Consider the following 26,812-nt stretch of genomic DNA (forward strand, 5'->3'; position numbering starts at 1 on the left):
GATATGTTGACTAGAATACTGACAGCCATTATAGCGCTAGTACTATTTATACCAATAATTTTGATTGGTTCTTGGCCATTGGTCATTGTGACGACGTTTATAGCTGTTATTGGTCTTGCAGAATTTCATAAAATGAAAAAAATAAACTTAACATCAGTACCAGCAGTCGTGTCATTAATAGGCGTAGCTTTGATGGTTCTATCCGTTTATTTCCCGGTTCTTTTTGCAGTTGAAGTCTTTACACGAACGATTAGTTTAGTTATGGTCCTGCTCTTTTTATATTCTATAGCTTTTACACAACTGACAACACAAGATATAGGAGAGATCATTCTGATTATGACCTATATCGGTATTGGGTTCTATTCATTCGTTACATTAAGATTCAACAATCTATCCTTGCTTATTTTAGTTTTATTGGTCATTTGGGCAACGGATACAGGTGCGTACCTGATTGGACGAAAAATAGGGAAAACAAAACTAGCACCGAATATTTCTCCAAATAAAACAATTGAAGGATCTATAGGGGGCACGATTTTAGCGTCAATCTTAGCGTTTGTCTATTTACTATATTTCCCTCAATCGGACTCCCTGTTTGCTGCTTTTGTATTAATGGTTATTATTTCCATAATGGGACAAATTGGGGATTTACTTGAATCGAAGATAAAAAGAGAGTATGATACTAAAGATTCAGGGAAATTATTGCCTGGACATGGCGGCATTCTGGATCGTTTTGATAGTTTGCTGCTTGTTTTAAATGTGTTGTTTATATTAGGCATCGTATGATTTATAAAGGAGTTTTGATATGATTCAAAATATTTTAGCATTCATTTTAGTTTTCGGCATTATCGTTGTCGTTCACGAGTTCGGACATTTCTACTTTGCTAAACGTGCGGGTATACTGGTCCGAGAATTTTCTATAGGGTTTGGCCCTAAACTGTTTTACCACCGCAAGGGAGAAACGACTTATACTATTCGTCTATTACCCGTAGGTGGGTACGTCAGAATGGCTGGCTATGAGGAAGAAGCCGATCTAAGACCGGGCATGGCTGTTCAACTAACACTCGATGAAAACGAGGATGTTGAAAAGATAGATATACAAGCGTCAGATGCAACCGTTGATTCAATTCCTATAGAAGTTTCATCATTTGATTTTGATGAAGAAATGTATTTAACTGGCCGAGTCGGTATGGACACAGAAGAAACAACGTTCAGTGTCAAACGTAATGCCTTGCTGGTTGAAAAAGACGGAACAGTTTTACAAATAGCGCCCAAAGATCGACAGTTCCAAAGCGCATCGTTACCAAACCGGATGCTTACTAATTTTGCCGGCCCGTTAAATAATTTCATACTGGCCATCCTTGCTTTTACGCTTCTAGCGTTTGTTCAAGGAGGCGTCCGTTCTCAAGAAGCTAGAATCGGTGACGTAGCGGAGGATACACCTGCGGCAATGGCTGATATTGAAACGGGAGACAGAGTGCTGGCAATCGATGAACAAGAAGTCGATTCCTGGATTGAAATGGTCATGATCATCCAAGAAAGTCCTAACGAAGAACTTAATTTTAGACTAGAGTCTCAAGATGGCGAAGTCTATGAAGAAACCATTGAACCATATGCTGAGGAAGTCGAGGGAACCTCTGTTGGCAGAATCGGAATACAAGCCTATATCGATGAAAGCCTGGGAGCAAAATTGACCTTTGGTTTCACCGAAACATTTTTCATCATAACCCAAATCTTTACACTGCTTGCTTCTTTCTTTACAGGAGGATTTAGTGTCGATCAGTTAGGTGGCCCTGTTGCTATCTACGCGACGACAGAAGCGGTCGTTCAAGCTGGGACCATCGGGTTGATCAGCTGGTTAGGATTTCTAAGTGTCAACCTTGGAATCATGAATTTGCTGCCTATTCCGGCTTTAGATGGGGGCAAACTATTATTGAATATCATCGAGGGCGTACGTAAGAAACCACTAAGTCAAGAAAAGGAAGGCTATATCACTTTAATTGGCGTTTTGTTCCTGCTTATTCTCATGTTATTGGTCACCTGGAACGATATACAAACATTCTTTTTAAATTAATCATTAAAGGAGAAATCAGTTAATAATGAAACAATCAAAATTATTTGCACCCACATTAAGAGACGTACCAAGTGACGCAGAAGTCATCAGTCATCAATTACTACTCCGAGCAGGCTATATTCGCCAATTATCAGCTGGCATATATACCTATCTACCCTTGGCAAATCGCGTGCTGGAGAAAGTCAAGACGATCATTCGAGAAGAACTTGATGCAATCGATGGATCTGAGATGTTACTTCCATCTTTGATTCCTGCAGATTTATGGAAAGAATCAGGACGTTATGAGACGTATGGTGAAGACCTCATAAAACTTCAAGACCGACATGAACGGGATTTTATTTTAGGCCCAACACATGAAGAGACATTTGCTAAGTTGATCAGTGAAGATATAAAATCATATAAAAAATTACCACTACTCTTGTATCAGTTCCAAACCAAGTACCGTGATGAGAAAAGACCACGTTTTGGTTTGATGAGAGGTAGAGAATTTATCATGAAAGATGCGTATACCTTTCATGATAGCTATGAAAGTTTAGACGAATCGTATGATGCCATCGCACTAGCTTATACTAACGCTTTCAATAGAATGGGCTTAGATTTTAGAGCGATCATCGGGGATGCAGGCGCTATGGGTGGAAAAGATTCCATTGAATTTATGGCCTTAGCCGATGCCGGAGAAGACACGGTTGTTTATTCTGATGCAACGGATTATGCAGCTAATTTAGAAATGGCGACAAGCTACTACAAGACATCACCAAAAACAGATGTGCAACTGGAACTTAAAGAAGTCGATACTCCAGACAAAAAAACCATTGATGAGGTTTCAACGTTTCTCGGAATGGACAAGAAAAAACTACTCAAAAGTGTCTTGTATATGGCCGATAAAGAAACACCTGTATTGGCTATCATTCGTGGAGATCAAGAAGTCAATGATATTAAACTTAGAATGGCACTAAATGCAGAAGAAATCGAACCAGCAACAGAAGAAGAGATTAAAGAAAAATTCAGCACGCATCCTGGATATGTTGGACCAGTCGGTTTAACTGGTGAAGTCAAAGTAATTGCTGATTTACATGTACAAGACATCGTTAACGGTGTCACAGGTGCAAATAAAGAAGATAAACATTATATGAATGTTAATTCTGATAGAGATTTCACCGTCGATACGTATGCGGATATCCGTATCGTTAAAGAAGGAGATTCGACTCCAGATAACCAGGGTAATCTTTGTTTCACAAAAGGTATAGAAATAGGACACATCTTTAAACTAGGCACTCGCTACAGTGACGCAATGCACGCGACTGTTCTAGATAATAATGGCAGACAAACCGCCGTTATTATGGGGAGTTACGGCATTGGAGTGAGTCGTCTGCTTTCGGCTATTGCAGAGCAGTATGCAGATGAAAAAGGGTTAGTATGGCCTTCCTCAGTGGCACCATTTGACGTTCATATCATCCCTGTTCAAGTGAAAAATGAAGAACAGCTTGGACTGGCTAATCAATTATATAAACAGTTCCAGGAACGTGGTTTCACCGTGTTGATCGATGATAGAAAAGAACGACCAGGTGTTAAATTCACTGATGCTGAATTGATAGGTATTCCCGTACAAATTACCGTGGGCAAAAAAGCTGCCGAAGGTACGGTAGAAGTGACGATAAGAAAAACTGGAGAAATGGTTGAAAGCAAAGTGGATGATATTTTCCACACAATAGAAATATTGACGACAAACCATACTCAAGCATAATAAAGACTAAAACTGAGGCATTCTATGTCTCAGTTTTCTATGCTATTATATTGAAGTAAGCCAAGAAATTAGAAAGAAGGATTGAATGTGAGTTTAAGCAAATCAGAATTATTTCAAACTCTCTTGAAACAAATAGGTTTTTCTCCATCACTCGAGGAAGCGGAATGGCTGGAAGATGGAGAAGTGGAATCAGTTACTGTATATAAGAAAAAAAAGAAATGGCACATCACATTGAAATTGACCAACGTACTTCCGTTCTCTTTGTTTCTTTCTTTGAAAAATGCTTTGAAATCATCATTTGATGTTTTGTCAGAGATAGAATTGTCTGTTCTGACGGAAAATCCCGTAGTCACAGAAGAAAAAGTAAAAAACTATTGGAGTTATGCTTGTCACCTTAGTGGTGTAGATTCGCCTATCTGCAATAGAACGCTAGCCGAAAGCTACCCAACTAAAGAAGGCGATCAATGGGTATTTAAAATTGATCAGGAGCTAGCCATAGAAAAATACGAAAACGATTTTCTTCCAAAAATATCTCAAAGCTATCATCAATTAGGCTTTCCAGCGCAATTTAAAATCATGCCTTTGCTTGATGCTCACGCACACGAGAGAAGCCTGGAAGAATTCAAACTTCAAAAAGAAGAAGACGATGAGATTCTTGCCCAAGAGTATACGAGGATAGCAGAAATAGCTGAGAAGAAAAAAGAAGATAAGAAAGATATGAAAACAGATGGCCCAGTCAAGTTAGGCAGACCCATTCCGGCCAATGAAGAAAGCAAACAAATGATTTTGATTGAAGAAGAAGAGCGACGCGTCACACTCGAAGGTTATGTTTTTGATTCAGAAGTTAGAGAATTACGTTCGGGAAGAAAATTATTGATTTTCAAGATAACTGACTATTCGTCGTCTTTCTCATGTAAACGATTTTCCAATAACGAACAAGATGAAGCCATGTTTGAACGGGTAAAAACTGGAACCTGGCTGAAAGTTAGAGGGAGTATTCAAGAAGACACGTTCATGCGTGACCTTGTCGTGAATGTTCAGGACATCACCCAAACGTATCATGCGGAACGAGAGGACACATACTCTGACGGTAATAAACGAGTGGAACTTCATGCACATACGAACATGAGTCAAATGGATGCCACTCCAAATGCTACAGATTTAGTTGAACAAGCGGCTAAATGGGGACATAAAGCCATCGCAATTACCGACCATGGCGTGGCTCAATCCTATCCGGAAGCACACGCTGCCGGTGGGAAAAACAACGTTAAAATCATTTATGGTGTAGAAGCCAATCTGGTGGATGATGGGGTACCTATTGCTTACAATGAATCTGAAGAAAGCTTGGATAATGCAACTTATGTGGTCTTTGACGTAGAAACCACAGGACTTTCAGCCATCTATGATAACATCATTGAATTGGCCGCAGTAAAAATGCATAAAGGTAATGTCGTGGAAGAGTTTCAGGAGTTTATTGATCCGGGACATCGCTTGTCAGATACAACGATAAACTTAACAGGAATCACTGACGAAATGGTTCGTGGATCGAAATCAGAAAAAGAAGTGCTGGAACAGTTCAAGTCGTTTTCAGGTGACAGTATTTTGGTTGCTCACAACGCAACCTTTGATATGGGTTTTTTAAACACATCCTATAAGAAGTATGAGATGCCGATGTCTGATAACTCAGTTATTGACACCCTCGAATTTTCACGCTTTATTAATCCGACGTTTAAGAGTCATCGATTGAATACCCTGTCTAAACGCTTCAAAGTGAATTTGGAACAACACCATAGAGCTATTTATGATGCGCAAACGACGGGTCAGTTGCTTTGGATATTTGTTAAAAAAGCAAAAAAAGAATATAATATTGAGCGTCATAATGAGCTTAATCAGTATATGGGCGGCGGAGACGCGTATAAAAAGTCTAGACCAAGTCACGTTACGATATGGGCAAAAGATCAAGCAGGATTAAAGAATTTATTCAAGCTTATTTCTGGGTCATTAGTCGACTACTTTTACCGTGTTCCACGCGTTCCTCGATCATTTCTTGATAAGTATCGCGAAGGATTGATTATCGCATCCGGGTGTGCTCAAGGAGAAGTCTTTGAGGCCATGATGCAAAGAGGGTATGAAGAGGCTAAGAAAAAAGCGTCTTACTATGATTATCTGGAAATTATGCCTAAAGAAGCTTATCAGGATTTAATAAATCGAGAATTAGTAAGAAATAAAGACGATTTAGAAGACATCATAGAAAATATAGTGAAACTCGGTAAAGAACTGAATAAGAAGGTAATAGCAACTGGTAACGTTCATTTTATTCATCCCGAAGACGGAGTTTATCGCGATATACTGCTGGAAACACAGAACAAATCTCATGTCAGTCAGCACAAAAATCCTCCAGTCTATTTCCGTACCACGAATGAAATGTTGGACAGTTTAGCATTTTTAGGTAAAGAGACGGCGGAAGAAGTCGTTATTAAAAATCCGAATGAACTAGTCGACAGTATTGCCGATGATATTACACCGGTCAAACAAGACTTGTATACGCCTAAAATGGAAGGCGCGGAAGAAGAAATCCGTAAAATGAGCTATGATAAAGCCTATGAATTATACGGAAATCCTTTACCGGAAATAATCGAAGCACGCATCGAAAAAGAACTGTACAGTATTATAGGAAATGGATTCTCAGTGATTTATCTCATTTCACAAAAGCTGGTGCATAAGAGTCTGGAAGACGGCTATTTAGTCGGTTCAAGGGGGTCGGTCGGGTCCAGCTTTGTAGCGACAATGACAGGAATCACTGAAGTCAACCCTATGCCGCCGCATTACCGCTGTATAGAATGTCAGCACTCAGAATTCTTCACTAACGGAGAAATTGGCTCTGGATTTGATTTGCCAGAAAAAAAATGTCCGAAGTGTTCGGCATCATTATATAGAGACGGTCAGGATATCCCGTTCGAAACATTTTTAGGATTTAACGGCGATAAAGTACCGGATATCGATTTAAACTTTTCGGGTGAGTATCAGGCAAGAGCCCATTTATATACTAAAGAATTATTTGGAGAAGATTATGTCTTCCGAGCAGGAACGATAGGAACGATCGCAGATCGAACAGCTTTTGGATATGTCAAAGGTTATGAACGGGATCACCAATTGAGTTATCGTTCTGCTGAGGTCGATCGTCTATCCAAAGGGCTGACGGGTGTCAAACGCACAACAGGACAGCATCCGGGCGGTATCATTGTTATTCCTGATTATATGGATGTTTATGATTTTTCGCCGATTCAATATCCGGCTGATGACCGGGAATCTGAATGGAAGACCACTCATTTCGATTTTCATTCGATTCATGATAATGTGTTGAAATTAGATATTCTTGGACACGATGATCCGAGTATGATCCGGATGCTACAGGATTTATCCGGGATTGACCCGCTGGATATTCCTGTTAACGATCCGGATGTAATGAAACTGTTCAGTGGAACCGAAGTTTTAGGCGTTACACCGGAACAGATTTTTTCCAAAACAGGAACACTTGGTGTCCCTGAGTTTGGTACACGATTCGTTAGACAGATGCTGGAACAAACGAACCCAACAACGTTTGCCGAGCTGCTCCAGATTTCAGGTTTATCCCACGGGACAGACGTTTGGCTAGGCAATGCGGAAGAGTTGATCAGACAACATAATATTCCCCTTGCAGAAGTGATCGGTTGTCGTGATGATATTATGATCTATCTACAACATCAAGGGCTGGAAGATGGTTTAGCCTTTCAAATTATGGAATACGTCAGAAAAGGACGAGGCATACCTGATGACTGGCAGAAAGAAATGCGAAGCAATGATGTCCCAGAGTGGTATATTGCTTCCTGCTTGAAAATAAAGTATATGTTCCCTAAAGCTCATGCGGCAGCCTATATTTTAATGGCTCTGCGCGTTGCCTACTTCAAAGTGCATTATCCTCTCTACTATTACGCCGCGTATTTTTCTATTCGAGCAAGTGATTTTGATTTAGAAGCGATGTGTAAGGGTAAAGAAGGCATTAAAAGTCGAATGAAGGAAGTTACAGATAAAGGTATGGATGCCTCCACCAAAGAGAAGAATTTACTGACCGTATTAGAATTAGCAAATGAAATGGTTGAACGTGGCTACGAGTTTAAAATGGTCGATATTGATGAATCGGAGGCCAAAGATTTCCTGATTCAAGATAAAGCCTTATTGTCTCCACTCAGAGCTATTCCATCACTAGGTGGAAGTGTGGCTAATGCCATTGTGGAAGCGAGAAAAGATGGGCCATTCTTATCAAAAGAAGATGTATCTAGACGAGGAAAAGTGTCAAAAACGATTATGGAATATTTAGAAACAAATAGAGCGCTAAAAGGCTTGCCTGATGAAAATCAACTGTCGTTATTTGATCTATAAATCAAAGGGGTCAATGTTGCGGTAGGTACTCATCTATGGTACACTATTAACGAATCGAGCGAGATAGACTGAGTAAAGAGTGAGCGAATCCGCTCACTCTTTTTCACAGCCTTTATTTAAAATGGAAATTATGAGGCTTAATGTCTGAGAGGAGTGAAGGTGTAATTGAAAACAGTTGAAAAAGTTAAAGAATTATCACAGCCTGTTGCAGCGGACTTAGGTTATGAGTTGGTTGATGTCGAATACGTAAAAGAAGGAAAAAACTGGTTTTTACGTTTATATATCGATAAAAAAGATGGGGTTGGTCTTGATGACTGTGCCTTGTTTAGTGAAAAAATAGGCGAAAAATTAGATTCTATTGAACCTGATCCGATACCTTATGCTTACTATCTTGAAGTTTCTTCACCAGGAGCTGAAAGACCACTTCATACAGATAATGATATAAAAAATGCGGTGGATCAATATATCAACATAGTGCTACATGGCGAAATGCAAGGTGAGAAAATCTTTGAAGGTAAACTAAAAGAATGGCATGAGGATTACATTGTTTTAACTGTCAAAGATAAAACAAGACGCAAAGATATTCAGATTGAAAAAAAACATATAGCTAAGGCTCGATTAGCTATAGAATTTTAAAAAGTGAAACGCGCCAAGAATGAGTAAAAGGAGTTAAAATATGAGTAAAGAATTAGCAGCTGCTCTTGAAACTTTAGAAAAAGAAAAAGGTATTTCTAAAGAAATCGTCATTGAAGCTTTAGAAGCTGCCCTTATTTCAGCGTATAAACGTAATTACGGTACTTCTCAAAATGTTGAAGTTGTTTTCAACGAAAAAAAAGGTACGGTAACTGTTTATCAGGTCAAAGAAGTTGTGGAAGATGTATATGATTCACAATTAGAGGTCAGTATTGAAGATGCACGTGAACGGAAGAAAGCTTACGAACTTGGAGATAAAATCAAATTCGTAGTGACTCCGAAAAACTTCGGACGTATTGCCGCTCAAACAGCCAAGCAGGTTATCATGCAGCGACTGAGAGAAGCAGAACGTACAATCATCTATAATGAATATATTGAGTATGAAGATGATTTGATGACCGGTACAGTTGAAAGACAAGACAACAAATTTATTTATATCAATTTAGGTAAAGTCGAAGCGGTTTTGTCAAAACGAGACCAAATCGAAAATGAAACATATCAAACACACGACCGCATCAAAGTGTATGTGAGTAAAGTGGAAAATTCGACTAAAGGACCGCAAGTTTTTGTTAGTCGTACACATCCTAACTTGATCAAGCGACTTTTCGAACAGGAAGTTCCTGAGATTTATGACGGCATTGTGGAAATTGTTTCCATCGCGCGTGAAGCTGGCGATCGATCCAAAATCGCAGTATTTTCTCGTGATGAAAATGTTGACCCGGTCGGTACTTGTGTCGGACCGAGAGGCTCACGTGTTCAAGCCATCGTTAATGAATTGAATGGCGAAAATATGGATATTGTGGAGTGGGATAAAGACCCTTCTTTATACATTAAAAATGCACTAAATCCAGCTCAAGTTGTTGATGTTCAGTTTGATGACAATCAACATTCATGTGTCATCGTCGTTCCAGATTATCAACTTTCGTTAGCCATTGGTAAGCGTGGACAAAATGTCCGTTTAGCAGCAAAATTAACTGGTTTCAAAATTGATATCAAGTCAGAATCTGACATGGCATCTCTTAAACCGGAGACAGTTGAGTTGAAAGATGAGTCGTTTTTTGAAGCTTTAGAAGAAAATGATGCAGATGCGACGAATGATCTTGAGTCGATTTCTGAGGGACCTTCATTGTTTGAAGGTGATGATTCAACTGAAGTCAGTGAGTATGAAGATGAAGATGTATCGGACGATGCTGCAATGGAGATAGACTTCCAAGTAGGAGAACTCGATTCCAATGATGCAGAAGATTTAGTTGAACTTGCAGAAAAAAGAGATGACCTGGGCGAAGAAGAAATCTCAGAAACCTCTGTGGAAGAAATAGAAGAGAAGACTTTTCCAGATGATGAAAACAAGTTATAATAAAGTGAATAAGGTGATAAATTATGCAAAAGCGTAAGATACCTATGAGGAAATGTATCGTTTCTAGGGAAATGAAACCAAAGAAAGAAATGGTTCGTATCGTCAAAAACAAAGATGGTGATGTTTCAGTCGATCCAACAGGCAAGAAAAATGGACGAGGCGCCTATATTTCTTTAGATACATCATTAGTCAAACAGGCAAAAGATAAAAAGTTATTTAACCAAACGCTTGATGCACAAGTTGATGATTCCTTCTATGACGAGCTGATAGAATACATTGATTATAAAAAAGCGAGAATGGAAATTGAGAATGAACAATAAAGAACGTGCTTTAAACTTATTAGGATTAACTCAACGTGCTGGCAAGTTGATTTCTGGTGAAAGTTTAGTTCTTCAATCGATAAGGTCCAACAACGCAAAGTTAGTCTGTTTAGCTTCTGACGCTAGCGACAATGCAACAAAACAATTTTTGAATAAGTGTGAGTATTATGATGTTCCTTTAGTAACAGCATTTACACGAGAAGAAATTTCTCACGCTTTAGGGAAGGACCGGACAGTATGTGCCCTCATGGATGATGGTTTTATGCATTCCCTTCAAAAATTGCTTTAATTAAGAATGGGAAGGTGATTATATGAGCAAAAAAAGAGTCTACGAATTCGCAAAAGAAAATAACATGGCAAGCAAAGATGTTTTAGAAAAAGCTAGAGATATGGGGTTCAATTTCAGTAGTCATATGACCTCTATGGAAGATAAAGAGGTTGCTCAACTGAAAACGGTAATCAGCCAGAACACCGCACCAAAAGCAAAATCGGAATCTAAATCACAAGCTAGTCAGAATAAACCGGCTTCTGCTAAGCCAGCAAAAGAAGTCAAAAAAGCTATTAATCAAAATGATAACAAAACCAATACGAACCAGCATCAGAATAAACAAATAAAATCTACAGATAAACCTAATCGACCTGAACCAGCAACAAATCAGAATAAAAAAACTGAGAGCCAATCTCAGCACAGCAAAGGACAAAATAATATAAATAATAAAAAACCAGCAACACATGCCGCTAAAAAACCAGCAACACAAGAAAACAAAAGTGGAACGCCTGAAATACCTAAACGTACAACGGATGAGCAGCAAAAACAATCCTTTGAAAACAAAAAGAGACGCAATTCTAGACAACATAGAGGTATACATGGTGGACCAGCAGGTGCAAGAAGACGTAAGGGCAAAAGGAATCAAAAACCTCAAGTATCTGCTACACCGCGTAAGTATAGAGATTTGCCGGAAGTTTTAGAGTATACTGATGGCATAACTATTGTTGAATTAGCGAAAAAATTACATCGTGAACCAGCTGAAATCGTCAAAAAATTATTTATGATGGGTGTTATGGCAACTCAAAATCAATCATTGGATAAAGAGACGGTCGAATTATTAGGTACTGAATATGGAATTGAAACGGAAGAAAAAGTACAAGTTGATTTAACAGACTTTGATACTTTCTTTTCACAAACACCTGTAGAAGAAAACATGGTGAATCGTCCTCCAACCGTTACCATTATGGGTCACGTTGACCACGGTAAAACAACCTTGCTAGACAGTTTACGTGAAACTAAAGTGACTGAAGGCGAAGCTGGCGGGATCACTCAACATATTGGTGCATATCAAGTGAACGTAAAGGGTAAAATAATTACGTTCTTGGACACACCTGGTCACGCGGCGTTCACTACCATGCGTGCACGCGGTGCTGACATCACTGATATAGCTATCATTGTAGTCGCTGCTGATGACGGTGTTATGCCTCAAACAGTCGAAGCGATCAACCATGCAAAAGCTGCTGGCGTACCGATCATCGTTGCTGTGAATAAAATAGACAAACCGGGAGTTAATCCTGATCGTGTTATGCAGGAATTAACAGAACATGGTTTGGTTCCAGAAGATTGGGGCGGCGATACGATTTTCGTTCAAATATCCGCTCTCATGAATAAAAACCTGGATGAATTACTTGAAATGATTTTACTTGTTGCTGAAGTTGAAGAACTAAAAGCAGATCCTAAACGCTTAGCTATCGGTTCAGTCATCGAAGCTCGTTTAGATAAATCACAAGGTCCAATCGCTACACTTCTTGTTCAAGAAGGAACACTTCGTCAAGGTAGTCCCATTGTTGTGGGAAATACCTATGGTCGTGTGAGAACGATGACTAACGACAAAGGCCGTCGTGTAAAAGAAGCATTACCATCTACACCAATAGAAATTACTGGTTTAAATAATACGCCTCAAGCCGGAGATCGTTTTGTGGTCTTTGAAGATGAAAAAACTGCCAGACAAGTAGGCGAATCAAGAGCAGCGGTTGCGACTGATGCTCAACGTTCAATTACCAATAAAGTAACATTGGAAAACTTGTTTGATAGTTTAGAAGAAGGCGAATTGAAATCAGTTAACGTTATTATCAAAGGTGATGTCCAAGGTTCTGTTGAAGCATTAGCAGCTAGTTTGGAAAAAATCGAAGTGGAAGGTGTTAAAATCAACATCATTCATACCGGAGTCGGTGCAATCAACGAAAGTGATGTTACATTAGCCTCTGCGAGCTCGGCGATCATCATCGGATTTAACGTAAGACCAACTGTTCAGGCAAATGAAAGTGCTAGCCGTGAAGAGGTTGATATTCGTACACACCGTGTCATCTATAACGCTATCGATGAAATCGAAGCAGCGATGACAGGTATGCTTGATCCTGAATTTGAAGAAAAAGTTACTGGTCAAGCAATGGTTCGTGAGACATATGATGTTTCAAAAGTCGGAACAATTGCCGGATGTCTTGTTACTGATGGTGTAATTAAACGCAGCAGTTCAATTCGTTTGATCCGTAGTGGCGTTGTGAAATTCGACGGCGAACTTTCAAGTCTAAAACGCTTCAAAGATGATGCAAAAGAAGTTAAAAAAGGCTTTGAATGTGGCTTAACGATTGAAGGCTATAATGAAATTGAACTTGATGACATTATTGAAGCATATGAAATGGTTGAAATTAAAAAATAAAAACTAGATCATAAGGACAGGTGACAAATATGCCTAACTATAGAGTAGGTAGAGTATCTCAGGAAATTCAAAAAGAAGTGACCGATATCTTACGTAAACGTGTCCGTGACCCCCGTGTAGACGGTGTAAATGTTACGGGAGTGGAAGTCACCGGTGATTTACAGCAAGCAACGATTTATTACAGTACACTTTCTGAAGATGAAGCAAGTGTAAGTGAAACGCAAACAGGTTTAGATAAAGCGACTGGCTTGGTTAGAAAAGAATTAGGTAATCGCCTTTCGCTCTATAAAACACCAGAATTAACGTTTTCACGTGACGAATCTGTTGCCTACGGTAGTAAAATCGATCAATTATTAAACAAAATAAAAAAAGAGCAAGACGAATAAGTCTATAAGTAGGATTTGAAGTCGTTTTTCTTGTTATAAGAAAAGAAGAGAATCTTTGTTTATTGAACATAGATTCTCTTTTCTTTTGTGGAAAAATATAAATAAAGCACTATCTAGGAGGATACAATGGAAGGGTTATTACCTATATGGAAAGAAAGAGGAATGACAAGTCACGATTGTGTTTTCAAATTAAGAAAAATACTTAACATAAAAAAAATCGGACATTCAGGAACGTTAGACCCCGATGTCGATGGCGTATTACCAGTTGCGATTGGAAAAGCAACTAAAGTCATCGAGTATATGGTAGATTCGAAGAAGATCTATACAGGCGAAATCACGTTAGGATTTTCGACAACTACAGAAGACAGTTCTGGTGAGATTGTCGAAAAAAAGCCCGTAGATATGAACATTGACGAAGATGATATCGATAAGACATTGTCTGAATTCATAGGAGTAATAACACAAACACCTCCAATGTATTCTGCTGTAAAGGTGAATGGTAAAAGACTGTATGAATATGCGAGAAAAGGTTTAGTTATTGACAGACCTTCAAGAGAAGTTACCATTTATTCATTTGACCGAACATCCGAAGTAGTGAAAAATACAGATCAAGAGACGCTTTCTTTTGCTTTTAAAGTTGTTTGCGGGAAAGGGACGTATGTTAGAACGTTAGCTTTTGATGTAGGAGAAAAATTAGAGAGTCCTTCTCATATGTCCGAATTGACAAGAGAAGCAAGCAGCGGTTTTAATCGAGAAGAAGCCTTAACTTTATCCGAAGTTCAAGCTCTAGTTGATGAAGAACGCATAGAAGAGGCTATTTTTCCTCTTGAAAAAGCATTGAGTCATATGCCAAGCTATGAGTTGAATCCTGAAGAATACGTTAAGGTGAAAGACGGGAGCGTTTTAGAGCGTCAAGCCTACTTAGCAAATGATGAGGAGGAAATAGTTTTTTATTACCAGGAAAAAGCTGTGGCGGTCTATAAGATCCATCCAACAAAATCTCGGTACATTAAACCTGCAAAAATTTTACGTAATAAATTGGTGGTGTGAGTATGGATATAATAAGAATTCACCACCCATACGATCAAGAAAAAATTATCAATGAAGATATTGTATTGGTTTTAGGGTTTTTCGATGGTGTGCATAGAGGACATCAAGCTGTTATTGATAGAGGTGTTGAAATAGCAAAAAATAGAGGATTGAAATGTGCCGTTATGACATTTAATCGCCATCCCGCTTTTGTTTATCGGAGTTTTGATCCTGATAAGCACACGTATTTGACCCCTATCGATCGCAAGGAAGATATCATTAGAAATCTTGGGGTAGATATTTTATATGAAGTCGATTTTACTGCCAGTTTTGGCAGATTGTCCCCTCAGGAATTTGTCGATCAGTATATCGTTGATTGGCACGCTAAGATAGTTGTTGCAGGCTTTGATTATACTTATGGGACAGCGGCACAAGCGAACATGAACACGCTGCATAAGTATGCAAAAAACAGATTCGAAATTGTTACAGTGGATAAGAAAGTGGATGAAAAAGATAAAATCAGTTCCACGCGTATCCGCAGATACATCAGCGAAGGAAAGATCGATCAGGCAAACGACTTATTAGGTTATATTTACGAAATAAGTGGTTTTGTTATTCATGGAGATGCACGGGGGAGAGATTTAGGTTATCCTACAGCTAATATCTACCCCCATCCTTATGTCATGGTGCCTAAAAGAGGTGTCTACGCCGTTAAGCTGTGGGTCAATAACGTATGGCTGGAAGGGATGGCCTCTATTGGATACAACCCGACATTTGGCTATAGACCAAGTTATTCGATCGAGGTCCATATCTTTAATTTTAGCGAAGATATTTATGGAGAAGATGTAAAAGTGAAATGGGTCGATTATCTGCGAGATGAAATAAAATTTAATTCTGTTGAGGAATTAATTGAAAGATTAGATCAAGATGAACTGGATGCTAAAGAAAGTTTAGCAAAGGTCAAAATAAATCAGATTTAATTGTTGACAGTAATCATTAGATTTGTTAAATTATAGATGTATTAGCACTCGGCAACTCCGAGTGCTAATTTAATGAAAGCTTACAGAAATAAGGTGTGACAATACTTGTTGCACTTTAATCTAGTCTCTAATGATGCAGGACGCATCAAGGAGTGATTTAACATGTTAACAAAGAGACAATTAATAATTCTAGATGCTCTCATTCGACTTTACACCTCTACGAATCAACCGATTGGTTCCAAGACGATTATGATCGAAACGGCCATTGAAGCAAGCTCCGCCACAATAAGAAATGAATTAAGCCAACTTGAAAAACTGGGTTTTATTCAAAAGACACATTCTTCTTCCGGTAGGATGCCTTCGCTGAAAGGTTATCGTTTCTATATCGATCATTTAATGCAACCTCAAGAAGTTGCTCAGGATAAGTTGAAAACGATAAGTGATGTTTTCGGGAATCATTTAAAGCAGATGGATGATATTATGTATCAATCAGCTCAATTATTATCTGATTTAACGCACTATACAGCTATTGTATTGGGACCGAAAGCTGAAACGAGTCGACTAACTGGTTTCAGATTGCTGGCATTAAATGATAATTATGTGATGGCCATTATCCAAACCGATAAAGGTACAATCGAAAATAAAGTCTTTCGTATGCCTAGAACCATTCAAGAATCGGATTTGGTTAAAGTCACGAATATCTTTAATCACCATTTAGTGGGTCATACTTTAACGGAAGTTGCACAAAAATTAAAGCTAGATATTCCGTTACTCATCAGTAAATATGTGTCTAATGCAACAGAGATGTTTTTATCTATAGAATCTGCCTTCAAAGAATCAACTGAATCAAGGCATCACATCTCTGGTAAATTAAACATCCTAGATTTTTCTGAGAATATGGACACGCAAAAATTGAAATCATTATACACCATGCTTGATGACAGCGGTGATTTGCACGCGCTGATCGATCACATCAATGATGATTTCGTCGTTAAAATCGGTGACGAAATTGATCATGAGCTACTAAAAGAGTTCAGTCTGGTTACAAGAACCTATAATGTAAGCAATTATGGAAAAGGAGTCATTGCGATACTGGGACCGACGAGTATGGCCTATGACGAAACCTTTGGTGTACTGGATGTATTCAGAAAACACTTGACGCATACGTTACTGGAGCATTATTTAGATTAATAAAGAAATGAGGAAGTATTGTGGAAGAAAAAGAAGAGCAGCGGATGCAGGAAGATGCATCTGAAACGTCTCAAGAAGATAGTAACTCCGATGAAGAAACCGTTAAAAGTGACTCATCTGAAGAAACAGAACAAGACGATCTAGCTAAAGTTCATCAAGAACTGGATGAGATGACTGATCGCTATTTGAGATTACAAGCAGAAGTAGCAAATATCCGCAGGCGCACTCAGCGCGAACGTCAGGATTTATTGCGTTACAGCTCTCAATCATTAGCTCAGGAACTTATACCTGCTCTAGATAACTTAGAACGTGCCTTAAAAATTGAAGCTGACACTGAAGCCGGTAAAAATTTGAAAAAAGGTATTGAAATGGTTTATAATAGTTCCTTGCAAGCTTTTGAAAAAGAGGGTATTGAAATAATCGATCCGTTAGGTGAACCGTTCGATCCTAATTATCATGAAGCTTACACGCAAGTGCCTGCTAATGAAGGTCAGGAAAGTAACGAAGTCGCACAAGTTTTTGAAAAAGGATATAAACTGCACGATCGCGTATTGCGCGCTGCAAAAGTATCAGTAACACTATAAATACTAAAAAGTAAAGGTGAGATAAATTATGGGAAAAATTATTGGTATTGACTTAGGAACAACAAATTCAGCGGTTGCCGTTTTAGAAGGCGGAGAAGCAAAAATCATTCCTAACAAAGAAGGAAATCGTACAACACCATCGGTTGTGTCATTTAAAAATGGTGAAGTTCAAGTTGGTGAAGTAGCTAAACGTCAGGCAATTACTAATCCAAACACAGTTAGCTCAATCAAACGTCACATGGGCGAAAAATATGAAGTTGAGGTAGAAGGCAAAAAATATTCTCCTCAAGAAATCTCTGCATTTATTTTACAACACATCAAAGATTATGCTGAAGATTATTTAGGTGAAAAAGTAACAAATGCTGTTATTACTGTTCCTGCTTACTTCAATGACTCACAACGTCAAGCAACAAAAGATGCAGGTAAAATAGCTGGTCTTGAAGTTGACCGAATCGTTAACGAACCTACAGCAGCATCTTTAGCTTACGGTCTTAACACAGTTGAAAAAGACGAAAAAATCCTAGTCTTTGACTTAGGCGGCGGTACATTTGACGTATCGATTCTTGAATTAGGCGACGGTGTATTTGAAGTTCTGGCAACTGCTGGAGACAATCATCTTGGTGGAGACGACTTTGATGAAAAAATCATCGATTATTTGGTTGCTGAATTTAAAAAAGAAAATGGCGTCGATTTATCTAAAGACAAAATGGCGGTACAGCGTCTGAAAGATGCTGCTGAAAAAGCGAAAAAAGACTTATCAGGTGTTTCTCAAACTCAAATCAGCTTACCGTTCATCAGTGCGGGAGAATCAGGTCCATTACACTTGGAAATCACATTAACACGTGCCAAATTTGATGAAATCACAGATAGTTTAGTTGAACGTACAAAACAACCTGTCCGTCAGGCATTAAAAGATGCTGGCTTAAAACAAGCGGATATCGACGAAGTTATTCTAGTTGGCGGAACTACACGTATACCAGCTGTTGTTGATACTGTTAAAAAAGAAACCGGCAAAGAGCCTAACCGTTCTGTAAACCCAGATGAAGTTGTCGCAATGGGTGCTGCTATTCAAGGTGGTGTCATTTCAGGTGACGTTAAAGATATCGTCTTACTGGATGTAACTCCATTATCATTAGGTATTGAAACAATGGGTAGTGTATTTACTAAATTGATCGAGAGAAATACAACGATCCCGACAAGTAAATCACAAGTCTTTTCAACAGCTGCAGATAATCAACCAGCTGTAGATGTACATGTCTTACAGGGAGAACGTCCAATGGCTAGTGACAATAAAACATTGGGTCGTTTCCAATTAACGGATATTCCACCAGCTCCTCGTGGCGTTCCTCAAATCGAAGTTACTTTTGATATCGATAAAAACGGTATTGTAAATGTATCTGCGAAAGACCTAGGTACGAAAAAAGAACAAAAAATCACAATCAAATCAACGTCTAGTTTATCTGATGAAGATATCGAACGCATGGTAAAAGAAGCTGAAGAAAATGCTGAAGCAGATAAAATACGTAAAGAAGAAGTTGAATTACGTAATGAAGCAGATCAGTTAGTCTTCCAAATCGATAAAACCTTAAAAGACTTAGAAGGTAAAGTTGACGAAGCTGACATTAAAAAATCTGAAGAAGCGCGTGATGAACTAAAAGCAGCTTTAGAAAAAGATGACACTGAAGACATCAAAACGAAACGTGATGCATTAAACGAAATCGTTCAGGAAATGTCAGTGAAATTATATGAACAAGCAGCTGCAGAACAAAGTCAAAGCGAAGAAGCTGGCGAATCAACAGATGCTGATTCTTCAGAAGATGTCGTAGACGCAGACTATGAAGAAGTAGACGACGAAAAATAATAGAAGTTAGATATCCAAAAGGAGAAAGCACTTATTCTTAGTTTTCAACAAGTGCTTTCTTTCTTTTTGGTATCCAACTGTCTGTTACTGCTATAGTTGAACAGATGTTATAGCCTAATTGATTACAATGATGGAGGAATAAAATGGCTGGAAAAGAAGATTTTTATGACCTGCTTGGCGTTTCTAGAGATGCTTCTCAAGATGAAATAAAAAAAGCGTACCGAAAACTATCAAAAAAATATCATCCGGATATAAACAAAGAAGCAAATGCGGATGATAAATTCAAAGGAATTTCTGAAGCTTACGAAGTGTTAGGCGATGAACAAAAGCGAGCTGCTTACGACCAGTACGGTCATGCCGCGACTGATCCTAACTTTGGTGCCGGTGGTGGATTTGGAGGATCAGCTGGTGGATTTGGCGGCGGTGGCTTCGAAGACATCTTTGATCAGTTTTTTGGTGGTGGCGGAAGACGAGGCAGTCCTAACGCACCCCGTCAAGGGGAAGATTTACAGTATGTGATGGATCTAGAGTTTGAAGAAGCTATATTTGGAAAAGAAACTACTATTCGGTTCAATCGTGAAGAAGCATGCGATAATTGTGATGGAAGTGGAGCCAAACCTGGAACAAGTCCACAAACATGTTCAAGATGTCATGGTGCAGGAGCGGTTAACGTGGAAAGAAATACACCATTTGGCCGCGTCATGACGCAACAAGTTTGTCCGACATGTAATGGTACAGGTAAAGAAATAAAAGAAGAATGTCCCGTCTGCCATGGCGAAGGGCATACAAAACAGCAGCATTCAGTTAAAGTCACTGTCCCTGCCGGCGTTGAAGATGGCAATCAAATGCGTCTACAAAATCAAGGCGATGTAGGCCAAAATGGTGGACCATACGGAGATCTGTATGTCATATTTAGAGTGAAAACTTCCAATATGTTTGACCGTCGAGGGTCAGAAATTTACTATGAATTACCTATCAATATGGTTCAAGCCACACTCGGTGACGAGTTGGAAGTACCTACAGTTCATGGTAAAGTTAAATTTAAAATTCCTGCTGGAACTCAACCTGGAACAACTTTCCGTTTGAGAGGTAAGGGTGCACCGAGACTTAGGGGTACCGGCAACGGAGATCAACATATCAAAGTCAAAGTCGTTGTACCGGATACGTTAACGGAAGATCAAGCCGATCATTTAAGAAAATTTGCGGAAGCCAGCGACTACGATGACGTAGTGGAGCAAGGTGACAGTTCGTTTTTTTCGAAAGTGAAAGACGCCTTTAAAGACAAAAGATAATAAGATAAGCGAAGAAATTTCGCTTATCCTGAAGACTTTTGCTGTAACGGCTTCTTGGAACGGTATGTGTTGATTGAAGTGTTAAACCACATTAATACTTTGTAGTCACTAAATAATTTTAAAAAGAAGGGACATATTCTCATCAAACAAGATGAGAGGTCCCTTCTTTTTGTCTTTTTAAAAGTAATTGTACTCTGGTCTAATCGTTGGTATAATAGTAAAGAATGTTTTTAGAGGAATGAGGAAACAGAAGAATGGATAAAAAAATAGCACGAGCACGACAGAAGCAAATAAGAAACTTTTCTATTATTGCACATATCGATCACGGTAAATCGACGCTTGCCGATCGTATTCTGCAATTGACTCATACTGTGGCCGATCGGGAAATGCAGGAACAATTACTTGATTCCATGGATTTAGAGAGAGAACGCGGGATCACTATTAAATTAAATACTGTAGAAGTTATCTATAAAGCTAAAAATGGTGAAACATATATCCTTCACCTGATCGATACTCCAGGACACGTGGATTTCACGTATGAAGTGTCTAGAAGTTTAGCCGCTTGTGAAGGAGCTATATTGGTTGTGGATGCGGCACAAGGTGTGGAAGCGCAGACCTTGGCCAACGTGTATCTAGCATTAGAAAACGACCTTGAAATTTTACCGGTCATCAATAAAATCGACTTACCCGCAGCTGATCCCGAGCGTGTTCGTAAAGAGATAGAAGACGTGGTTGGACTCGATGCGTCCGAAGCTATATTATCAAGTGCAAAAACGGGTGTAGGCATTGAAGAAATCCTGGAACAGATCGTACAGAAAGTACCTGCTCCTGAAGGAGATATCGACAATCCGCTAAAAGCCCTTATTTTTGATTCGGCCTATGATGCCTATCGAGGTGTTGTCTTAAGTATTCGCGTTATGGATGGGGTAATCAAAAAAGGTGATACCATCAAAACGATGAGCAATGATAATACCTTTGAAGTAACTGAAGTCGGTATCTTTTCACCTAAGCCGATCGAACGTGATTATTTGATGGTTGGGGATGTAGGGTATGTCACAGCCAATATTAAAACGGTTCGTGATACACGAGTCGGGGATACGTTAACATTAGCCAATAATCCGACTGATAAAGCTCTGCCTGGATATCGTCATTTGAACCCTATGGTTTTTTGTGGGATGTATCCGACTGACTCTGCTAAATACGGAGATTTAGGTGAGGCGCTTGAACGTTTGCAGCTGAATGATGCTGCACTCCAATACGAAGCGGAAACGTCACAGGCGCTAGGATTTGGCTTCCGTTGCGGCTTTTTAGGGATGCTTCACATGGATGTCATTCAAGAGCGACTTGAACGCGAATTCAATTTAGAGTTGATTACAACAGCACCTTCAGTTATTTATAGAATAAACAAAACGGATGGCGAATCCATCATGGTATCCAATCCGTCAGAAATGCCTGAACCTCAGCAAATCGAATCAGTCGAAGAACCATATGTAAAAGCAACCATCACCGTCCCGAATGAATACGTGGGTGCTGTCATGGAAATTTCTCAACGTAAACGTGGCGAATTTCTCACGATGGACTACCTTGATGATATTAGAGTGAATGTCGTCTATAATATCCCACTTTCAGAAATCGTTTATGATTTCTTTGATCGATTGAAATCCAGCACGAAAGGCTATGCTTCTCTGGATTATAAAGAATCTGGATACCGTTTAAGTAACCTGGTGAAATTGGATATCCTCATTCATGGCGAGCCAGTGGATGCACTGAGTTTCATCGTGCATAAAGACTTTTCACAGTCTCGTGGACGTTCAGTTGTTGAGCAGTTGAAAAAGACCATTCCAAGACAGCAGTTTGAGGTTCCGATCCAGGCAACGATCGGTCAGAATATTGTTGCTCGTTCAACAGTAAAAGCTTACCGTAAAGACGTGACAGCTAAACTGTACGGCGGAGACGTCACACGTCGACAAAAACTCCTGAAGAAACAAAAAGCAGGTAAAAAACGCATGAAGAATGTGGGTAGTGTGGAAATTCCACAAGAAGCCTTCATGGCAGTATTGAACCTGGATGAAGATTAAACCCTTTTACATCAACGTTTCTGTTTAAAATAATCTATAAATCAAACTAATTGCCTACCATTTGCCAACATTGAAGTTGGGTGGTAGGCAATTTTTGCTATTTCTGGAAGCTTTTCTCGAAAATGTCGACAGTTTCTTTCTTTGTCTTTTTGGTGAGATGAGAGTAGGTATCCATGGTGGTTCCGATGCGTGCATGACCCAATCGCTCCTGGATGGCTTTATCGATAGCGCCGTTTTCTAGAAGCAGCGTGGCATGGGTGTGTCTGAATGAATGGAAGGAGAATTCAATACCTGATTGTTTCTTAGCTTTTTCTCCATAATGCTTAATGCTGTGAGGTGTCGTTAACTTACCATTCTCTTTCGTGCAGATAAAATTGTTGTCTGTATAGTGCTGGCCATAGAAAAGTTTATTTTCTAATTGGCGCTTACGGTGCTTTTTAAGAAGATCAACCAATTGACCACCGATGTCAATGGTCCGGTAGGAGGCTTGTGTCTTAGGTGTGCCGATTTCCCATTCTTTCCCTTTCATGACGATGATCTTTTCAACGGTCAAAGTTTGCTCCTCAAAGCTGATGTTGTCCCAGGTCAGCCCTAACGCTTCGCCTCGTCTTAATCCGGTGTAAAAAGCAATCATCATCGGGATGTAAAAAGGGCTGGACTGAGGGACGTATTCTTGTAGCGTTTGAAATTGTTCGACAGTGATGATCTTTAAATCGTCTTTCGTACTTTTATGACGTTGATCATATTTAGGCATTTGGATGTAGCGTGTTGGATCGCTTCGTATCATCTGATAAGGATAGACAGCCCGCTTAAAAGCTCCGGAGATGACGGTTTTAATGATAGACAAGGTCTGTTTAGCTAGACCTTTCTCAAAATCGTTGTCGATAACCTTTTGAATGACTGCAGGCTGGACGGCTTGCAGTTTATATTTACCTATATACGGCAAGATGTGCGAATCGATCACGTTGCGATAATTTATTTGTGTATTGTACTTTAAATTCCTTACGACATAATCTTCATACCAATAGTCAAAGTAATCCTGCACGGACATATCGGTCAAATCCTCAATAATGCCTGAGCGCTCATACTCATTGAGCGCTTTTCTTAATGATTCTAAGGCTTTTGCTTTGGTGTTTCCTCCGACACGCTCATACCTCATTCGCTTGCCGTTTATTTTTGCGCCTTCAAAGGAGTAATACCATTTACTTCCTCTTTTTCTGACTGATCCTTCCATCGTTAATCACTCCTTCTATACATAGTATGTCCGTTTTTCACATGCAACTGATTGTCCTCTAAATCTAAATAGACATCTTTTGTATCGTTTAAGTTGATGTCAGGGTACAGAAGACCAACAGATTTAATTTTTTCCCAGTCATTTAAAGTTGTTTCCTCATCTTTATATCTTCTAATTTTTAAATGAATATATTCATCATAATAATATGCAAACAAAGACATTTCGTGATTAATGTCAAAAGTCCTCACATCATAAGCGCCAGTACTTTTCTTTACAAAGTCCGTTTCATAGGTAGTCATTTCAACAATAAACATGGTATTCACTCCATTTCTCGTACTTCCAACCGTTAAATGCGAATGTATGTTCTTTTTTATGTAAAAAGAAAAGCCCGGAGGCTAATCTTTTACTATAGTAGTTCGGCCTTTTTTTTATCAAATTCTTCTTGATTGATTATGCCCATGTCTAACAATTCTTTATATTCCTTTAATTCATCTGCAACGCTTCTTTCAACAGGCTCTTTATCTATATTAAGCTTTTTTTCTTCGTATGCTGCTATCATATCCAGATAACTCAAAGTTTCCTGTGCATTCTCAGCTAGCTTTTTGTAATCTTTTGAGTCCTTTTTTAATTTTTTCTTTACTAATGGAACGATAATAGAAGGATTATCAGGATTATTTACAGAAATTACAATTTTCATGTCGGTAACGAAATTTTTGCTTTTTTTCTTTCCAGTAAGTCCACCAATTATCATTCCGACGCCACTGAAAAGCACTCCTCCAACAACAGCACGGCCCAAACTTACGCCGCCTTTAGTAACAGCTTCACCATCCTCTATTAATTCATAAGAAAGTAACTCGGAATATTTAAATGTTTTGCTCATTGTTTTAAACGTAGTCCATTGTTTGGAGTTGTCATCAATAAGTAAGTGTTTTGTACGTTTAGTAGGTCTGAATTTGTTTTGTTCTTCGATAACAAACTCTTCAAGAGATTGCTTATTATATTCTTCGAAGAATATCTTTTCTTCGGAGATCAAAACCTCTTCATTTTTTATTTTCTTTTTTATATTATTATTTTTTTCGGATTCATCTAATGCAACTTTGGCTTTATCTTTTAAATCGCTAGCTTTCCCCTTTAAATCATCTAAAAAACTCATCAACATTCTTCCTTTCTTTTATAAGAAAATCTCAAGCATTTCTATAGGAATACCGTATGCATTAACTAAGTCGATTTTACTCAAATGATTATATCCATTTTCCTTAATATACAAATTTAAGCACAAGCCAACAGCAAATTTATTTGCTTCTTGCTCCATCTTAGAACGAGAGAAGGCATTTAATGTGTAGTAACTGGCGATCTCTTCATGTTCCAGCGCATGGTGTAATTCATGAGAAGCAACGAAATATTTTTGCGGTGAATTTTCAATTGATTTTGCTTTCTTATCATCATTATTACTTTTCATTTTGTCAAAAAGGCCCCTCGCTATTCCTCCTCAGATTCTACGTATGTAAATACGTACTCATGTACTGAATAATCTCCATCATCACTATTGTCAGCATCAGACCATTCTCCATTAGGGACGTACTCAACCATGCCTGCCTGGTAACCAACGGGATTGTCTGGGTTATCAATGTAGAAGAGGGCAATTGCTGAAAAATCAAAGTCATCTTTTAATTTTTCAATGAACTGCATGGATGTTGCTTCCAATTCTTCCTCAGTCATTTCTCCATTCTCAGGATAAATCCAGTAGCTATATCTGGTTGTGTTTGCGAAACTGACATCTTCTTCATTGATTATTTCATAGTTGACAACGTGATCCTCATTATATAATGCTTCTTCTTCTTCGGTTGTTTCTTCTTCATCCTCTTCGACGACTTCTTCCTCAACTACTTCTTCATCTTCTGATATATCTTCTTCAGCTGTCTCAGCAGTATCTGTTTCTTCTACATCCTCAGCTGGTGTTTCTGCGTCATCTGTTCCACAAGCAGCTAATAAAAACGTACTTGCTAGTCCGGTAAGTAATAATTTCTTTAATTCCATAGTTATTTTCCTTCTTCCTATTTTTTATATTTTTAAAATAATTGTGAATATTCTGAGGGGACACCGTACTCGAATTTAAGTGTTTGTGGTGTTTCCGGAGCCAACTGGTTTTCATCTAAGCAGAAATGAAATAAAAGAGTAATAGCAAATGTATTCGCTCTGGTTTCAAGCTTAGCTAAAGATTTGTGATCGAATACATAGTATCCGGATAAATCTTCATCTTCTAAAGCGTGTTGCGATTCATGAGTAAGTATAAAAAACTTTTTAGAGAACTCTCTTATTTGTCGTTTAATAAAATGGCAGGAGCATTAAGTAGCTATACGTACTGTCCTATCGGGTTATTTCTAAAAGCGAAATTATTAAATTCATTTCCAGTATGTTCAACTACAGTGAATGAATCTAAAGTTTCGAACTAATTTTTATAGTTCTTCAACCATCACGTTTCCCATATCGTTTATTCTTTTAAAGCTTATATAAGAAGAGGATAGTCATGGTTTCTATCATACGTTGCTTTTCAGCTTCAGTTAATAATTCTGCGACATAGGCTATATTTATATTGCTTTATATTTTAGAATTTGTAACTCTATGACGTCAATATTTAGAAGCCTACTCAGGAAAGTTAATTCCAAGAATATAATCTGCAGAAACATTTAAATTTTTAGACAGTTTAATGATTATTTCAGTAACTAGTTCCATTCTAATGTTTTCAGATTAGAGTAAGCACTTCTACTATACCAATTACTTTAGATAGATTTTATTGTATGTCACTAAATGATTTTCGTAGATACTCTAATCTTTCTCACAAAAAATCCACATTCATATATGTAT

The 26,812-nt window shown here is 38.5% G+C and carries 22 protein-coding genes; 17 read left to right on the plus strand and 5 right to left on the minus strand.

What is annotated here, in order from left to right; translation table 11 throughout:
• Window positions 1–3: 3 nt before the first annotated feature.
• From AX762_RS03470 to lepA, 17 genes are all read left to right on the plus strand, one after another.
• Window positions 4–783 (plus strand): phosphatidate cytidylyltransferase, encoded by a 780-nt coding sequence (locus AX762_RS03470; RefSeq protein WP_071847775.1) that lies wholly within the window; start codon window positions 4–6, stop codon window positions 781–783.
• Between the two features lie 19 nt (window positions 784–802).
• On the plus strand, window positions 803–2,071 hold the full coding sequence (rseP, locus tag AX762_RS03475) for an RIP metalloprotease RseP (RefSeq protein ID WP_071847776.1): 1,269 nt from the start codon (window positions 803–805) through the stop codon (window positions 2,069–2,071).
• A gap of 25 nt (window positions 2,072–2,096) precedes the next feature.
• Entirely contained in the window at window positions 2,097–3,815 is a 1,719-nt protein-coding gene (locus tag AX762_RS03480) for a proline--tRNA ligase (protein ID WP_071847777.1), read from the plus strand.
• Between the two features lie 87 nt (window positions 3,816–3,902).
• Window positions 3,903–8,234, plus strand: coding sequence for a PolC-type DNA polymerase III (locus AX762_RS03485; RefSeq protein ID WP_071847778.1), 4,332 nt, complete (start codon window positions 3,903–3,905; stop codon window positions 8,232–8,234).
• A gap of 165 nt (window positions 8,235–8,399) precedes the next feature.
• Window positions 8,400–8,870 (plus strand): ribosome maturation factor RimP, encoded by a 471-nt coding sequence (gene rimP, locus AX762_RS03490; RefSeq protein WP_071847779.1) that lies wholly within the window; start codon window positions 8,400–8,402, stop codon window positions 8,868–8,870.
• Window positions 8,871–8,910: 40 nt separating this feature from the next.
• Entirely contained in the window at window positions 8,911–10,284 is a 1,374-nt protein-coding gene (gene nusA, locus AX762_RS03495) for a transcription termination factor NusA (RefSeq protein ID WP_071847780.1), read from the plus strand.
• A gap of 23 nt (window positions 10,285–10,307) precedes the next feature.
• Window positions 10,308–10,604 (plus strand): RNase P modulator RnpM, encoded by a 297-nt coding sequence (gene rnpM, locus AX762_RS03500; protein WP_071847781.1) that lies wholly within the window; start codon window positions 10,308–10,310, stop codon window positions 10,602–10,604.
• Window positions 10,594–10,893 (plus strand): YlxQ-related RNA-binding protein, encoded by a 300-nt coding sequence (locus AX762_RS03505; RefSeq protein WP_071847782.1) that lies wholly within the window; start codon window positions 10,594–10,596, stop codon window positions 10,891–10,893. The genes rnpM and AX762_RS03505 overlap by 11 nt, the downstream gene beginning before the upstream one ends.
• Before the next feature lie 22 nt (window positions 10,894–10,915).
• Window positions 10,916–13,312 (plus strand): translation initiation factor IF-2, encoded by a 2,397-nt coding sequence (infB, locus tag AX762_RS03510; RefSeq protein WP_071847783.1) that lies wholly within the window; start codon window positions 10,916–10,918, stop codon window positions 13,310–13,312.
• Between the two features lie 29 nt (window positions 13,313–13,341).
• Window positions 13,342–13,698, plus strand: a complete 357-nt coding sequence (gene rbfA, locus AX762_RS03515) for a 30S ribosome-binding factor RbfA (protein ID WP_071847784.1) — start codon at window positions 13,342–13,344, stop codon at window positions 13,696–13,698.
• Window positions 13,699–13,824: 126 nt separating this feature from the next.
• Window positions 13,825–14,748 (plus strand): tRNA pseudouridine(55) synthase TruB, encoded by a 924-nt coding sequence (truB, locus tag AX762_RS03520; RefSeq protein ID WP_071847785.1) that lies wholly within the window; start codon window positions 13,825–13,827, stop codon window positions 14,746–14,748.
• 2 nt (window positions 14,749–14,750) lie between these two features.
• Window positions 14,751–15,707, plus strand: coding sequence for a bifunctional riboflavin kinase/FAD synthetase (locus tag AX762_RS03525; protein WP_071847786.1), 957 nt, complete (start codon window positions 14,751–14,753; stop codon window positions 15,705–15,707).
• A 162-nt stretch (window positions 15,708–15,869) separates the two neighbouring features.
• On the plus strand, window positions 15,870–16,898 hold the full coding sequence (gene hrcA / locus AX762_RS03530; RefSeq protein ID WP_071847787.1) for a heat-inducible transcriptional repressor HrcA: 1,029 nt from the start codon (window positions 15,870–15,872) through the stop codon (window positions 16,896–16,898).
• 20 nt (window positions 16,899–16,918) lie between these two features.
• On the plus strand, window positions 16,919–17,482 hold the full coding sequence (grpE, locus tag AX762_RS03535; protein WP_071847788.1) for a nucleotide exchange factor GrpE: 564 nt from the start codon (window positions 16,919–16,921) through the stop codon (window positions 17,480–17,482).
• Between the two features lie 28 nt (window positions 17,483–17,510).
• Window positions 17,511–19,343: a molecular chaperone DnaK gene (gene dnaK, locus AX762_RS03540; protein ID WP_071847789.1), complete on the plus strand. Its 1,833-nt coding sequence runs from the start codon at window positions 17,511–17,513 to the stop codon at window positions 19,341–19,343.
• A 143-nt stretch (window positions 19,344–19,486) separates the two neighbouring features.
• Window positions 19,487–20,635 (plus strand): molecular chaperone DnaJ, encoded by a 1,149-nt coding sequence (gene dnaJ / locus AX762_RS03545; RefSeq protein WP_071847790.1) that lies wholly within the window; start codon window positions 19,487–19,489, stop codon window positions 20,633–20,635.
• A 254-nt stretch (window positions 20,636–20,889) separates the two neighbouring features.
• Complete coding sequence (gene lepA, locus AX762_RS03550) at window positions 20,890–22,713, plus strand: translation elongation factor 4 (protein WP_071847791.1); 1,824 nt, start codon at window positions 20,890–20,892, stop codon at window positions 22,711–22,713.
• Window positions 22,714–22,810: 97 nt separating this feature from the next.
• Here lepA and AX762_RS03555 read toward each other — a convergent pair whose 3' ends face one another.
• The 5 genes from AX762_RS03555 to AX762_RS03575 form a co-directional block, all read right to left on the minus strand.
• The gene (locus tag AX762_RS03555; RefSeq protein WP_071847792.1) at window positions 22,811–23,947 is read right to left on the minus strand and encodes a site-specific integrase; all 1,137 of its coding nucleotides are present in this window, start codon (window positions 23,945–23,947) and stop codon (window positions 22,811–22,813) included.
• Between the two features lie 2 nt (window positions 23,948–23,949).
• On the minus strand, window positions 23,950–24,261 hold the full coding sequence (locus AX762_RS03560; protein WP_071847793.1) for a hypothetical protein: 312 nt from the start codon (window positions 24,259–24,261) through the stop codon (window positions 23,950–23,952).
• A 92-nt stretch (window positions 24,262–24,353) separates the two neighbouring features.
• Window positions 24,354–25,100, minus strand: a complete 747-nt coding sequence (locus AX762_RS03565; RefSeq protein WP_071847794.1) for an SHOCT domain-containing protein — start codon at window positions 25,098–25,100, stop codon at window positions 24,354–24,356.
• Between the two features lie 18 nt (window positions 25,101–25,118).
• Window positions 25,119–25,406 (minus strand): ImmA/IrrE family metallo-endopeptidase, encoded by a 288-nt coding sequence (locus tag AX762_RS03570; RefSeq protein ID WP_071847795.1) that lies wholly within the window; start codon window positions 25,404–25,406, stop codon window positions 25,119–25,121.
• A 20-nt stretch (window positions 25,407–25,426) separates the two neighbouring features.
• Window positions 25,427–25,984: a hypothetical protein gene (locus tag AX762_RS03575; RefSeq protein WP_071847796.1), complete on the minus strand. Its 558-nt coding sequence runs from the start codon at window positions 25,982–25,984 to the stop codon at window positions 25,427–25,429.
• Window positions 25,985–26,812: the final 828 nt, after the last annotated feature.

The organism is Alkalibacterium sp. 20 (genome assembly GCF_001885615.1).
GTDB lineage: Bacteria > Bacillota > Bacilli > Lactobacillales > Carnobacteriaceae_A > Alkalibacterium.

Bases quoted from the DNA above. Each gene is read 5' to 3' on its own strand.
- AX762_RS03470 (WP_071847775.1), top strand. From the start codon at position 4: ATGTTGACTAGAATACTGACAGCCATTATAGCGCTAGTACTATTTATA.
- rseP (WP_071847776.1), top strand. From the start codon at position 803: ATGATTCAAAATATTTTAGCATTCATTTTAGTTTTCGGCATTATCGTT.
- AX762_RS03480 (WP_071847777.1), top strand. From the start codon at position 2,097: ATGAAACAATCAAAATTATTTGCACCCACATTAAGAGACGTACCAAGT.
- nusA (WP_071847780.1), top strand. From the start codon at position 8,911: ATGAGTAAAGAATTAGCAGCTGCTCTTGAAACTTTAGAAAAAGAAAAA.
- rnpM (WP_071847781.1), top strand. From the start codon at position 10,308: ATGCAAAAGCGTAAGATACCTATGAGGAAATGTATCGTTTCTAGGGAA.
- AX762_RS03505 (WP_071847782.1), top strand. From the start codon at position 10,594: ATGAACAATAAAGAACGTGCTTTAAACTTATTAGGATTAACTCAACGT.
- infB (WP_071847783.1), top strand. From the start codon at position 10,916: ATGAGCAAAAAAAGAGTCTACGAATTCGCAAAAGAAAATAACATGGCA.
- rbfA (WP_071847784.1), top strand. From the start codon at position 13,342: ATGCCTAACTATAGAGTAGGTAGAGTATCTCAGGAAATTCAAAAAGAA.
- truB (WP_071847785.1), top strand. From the start codon at position 13,825: ATGGAAGGGTTATTACCTATATGGAAAGAAAGAGGAATGACAAGTCAC.
- AX762_RS03525 (WP_071847786.1), top strand. From the start codon at position 14,751: ATGGATATAATAAGAATTCACCACCCATACGATCAAGAAAAAATTATC.
- hrcA (WP_071847787.1), top strand. From the start codon at position 15,870: ATGTTAACAAAGAGACAATTAATAATTCTAGATGCTCTCATTCGACTT.
- dnaK (WP_071847789.1), top strand. From the start codon at position 17,511: ATGGGAAAAATTATTGGTATTGACTTAGGAACAACAAATTCAGCGGTT.
- dnaJ (WP_071847790.1), top strand. From the start codon at position 19,487: ATGGCTGGAAAAGAAGATTTTTATGACCTGCTTGGCGTTTCTAGAGAT.
- lepA (WP_071847791.1), top strand. From the start codon at position 20,890: ATGGATAAAAAAATAGCACGAGCACGACAGAAGCAAATAAGAAACTTT.
- AX762_RS03555 (WP_071847792.1), bottom strand. From the start codon at position 23,947: ATGGAAGGATCAGTCAGAAAAAGAGGAAGTAAATGGTATTACTCCTTT.
- AX762_RS03560 (WP_071847793.1), bottom strand. From the start codon at position 24,261: ATGTTTATTGTTGAAATGACTACCTATGAAACGGACTTTGTAAAGAAA.
- AX762_RS03565 (WP_071847794.1), bottom strand. From the start codon at position 25,100: ATGAGTTTTTTAGATGATTTAAAGGGGAAAGCTAGCGATTTAAAAGAT.
- AX762_RS03570 (WP_071847795.1), bottom strand. From the start codon at position 25,406: ATGAAAAGTAATAATGATGATAAGAAAGCAAAATCAATTGAAAATTCA.
- AX762_RS03575 (WP_071847796.1), bottom strand. From the start codon at position 25,984: ATGGAATTAAAGAAATTATTACTTACCGGACTAGCAAGTACGTTTTTA.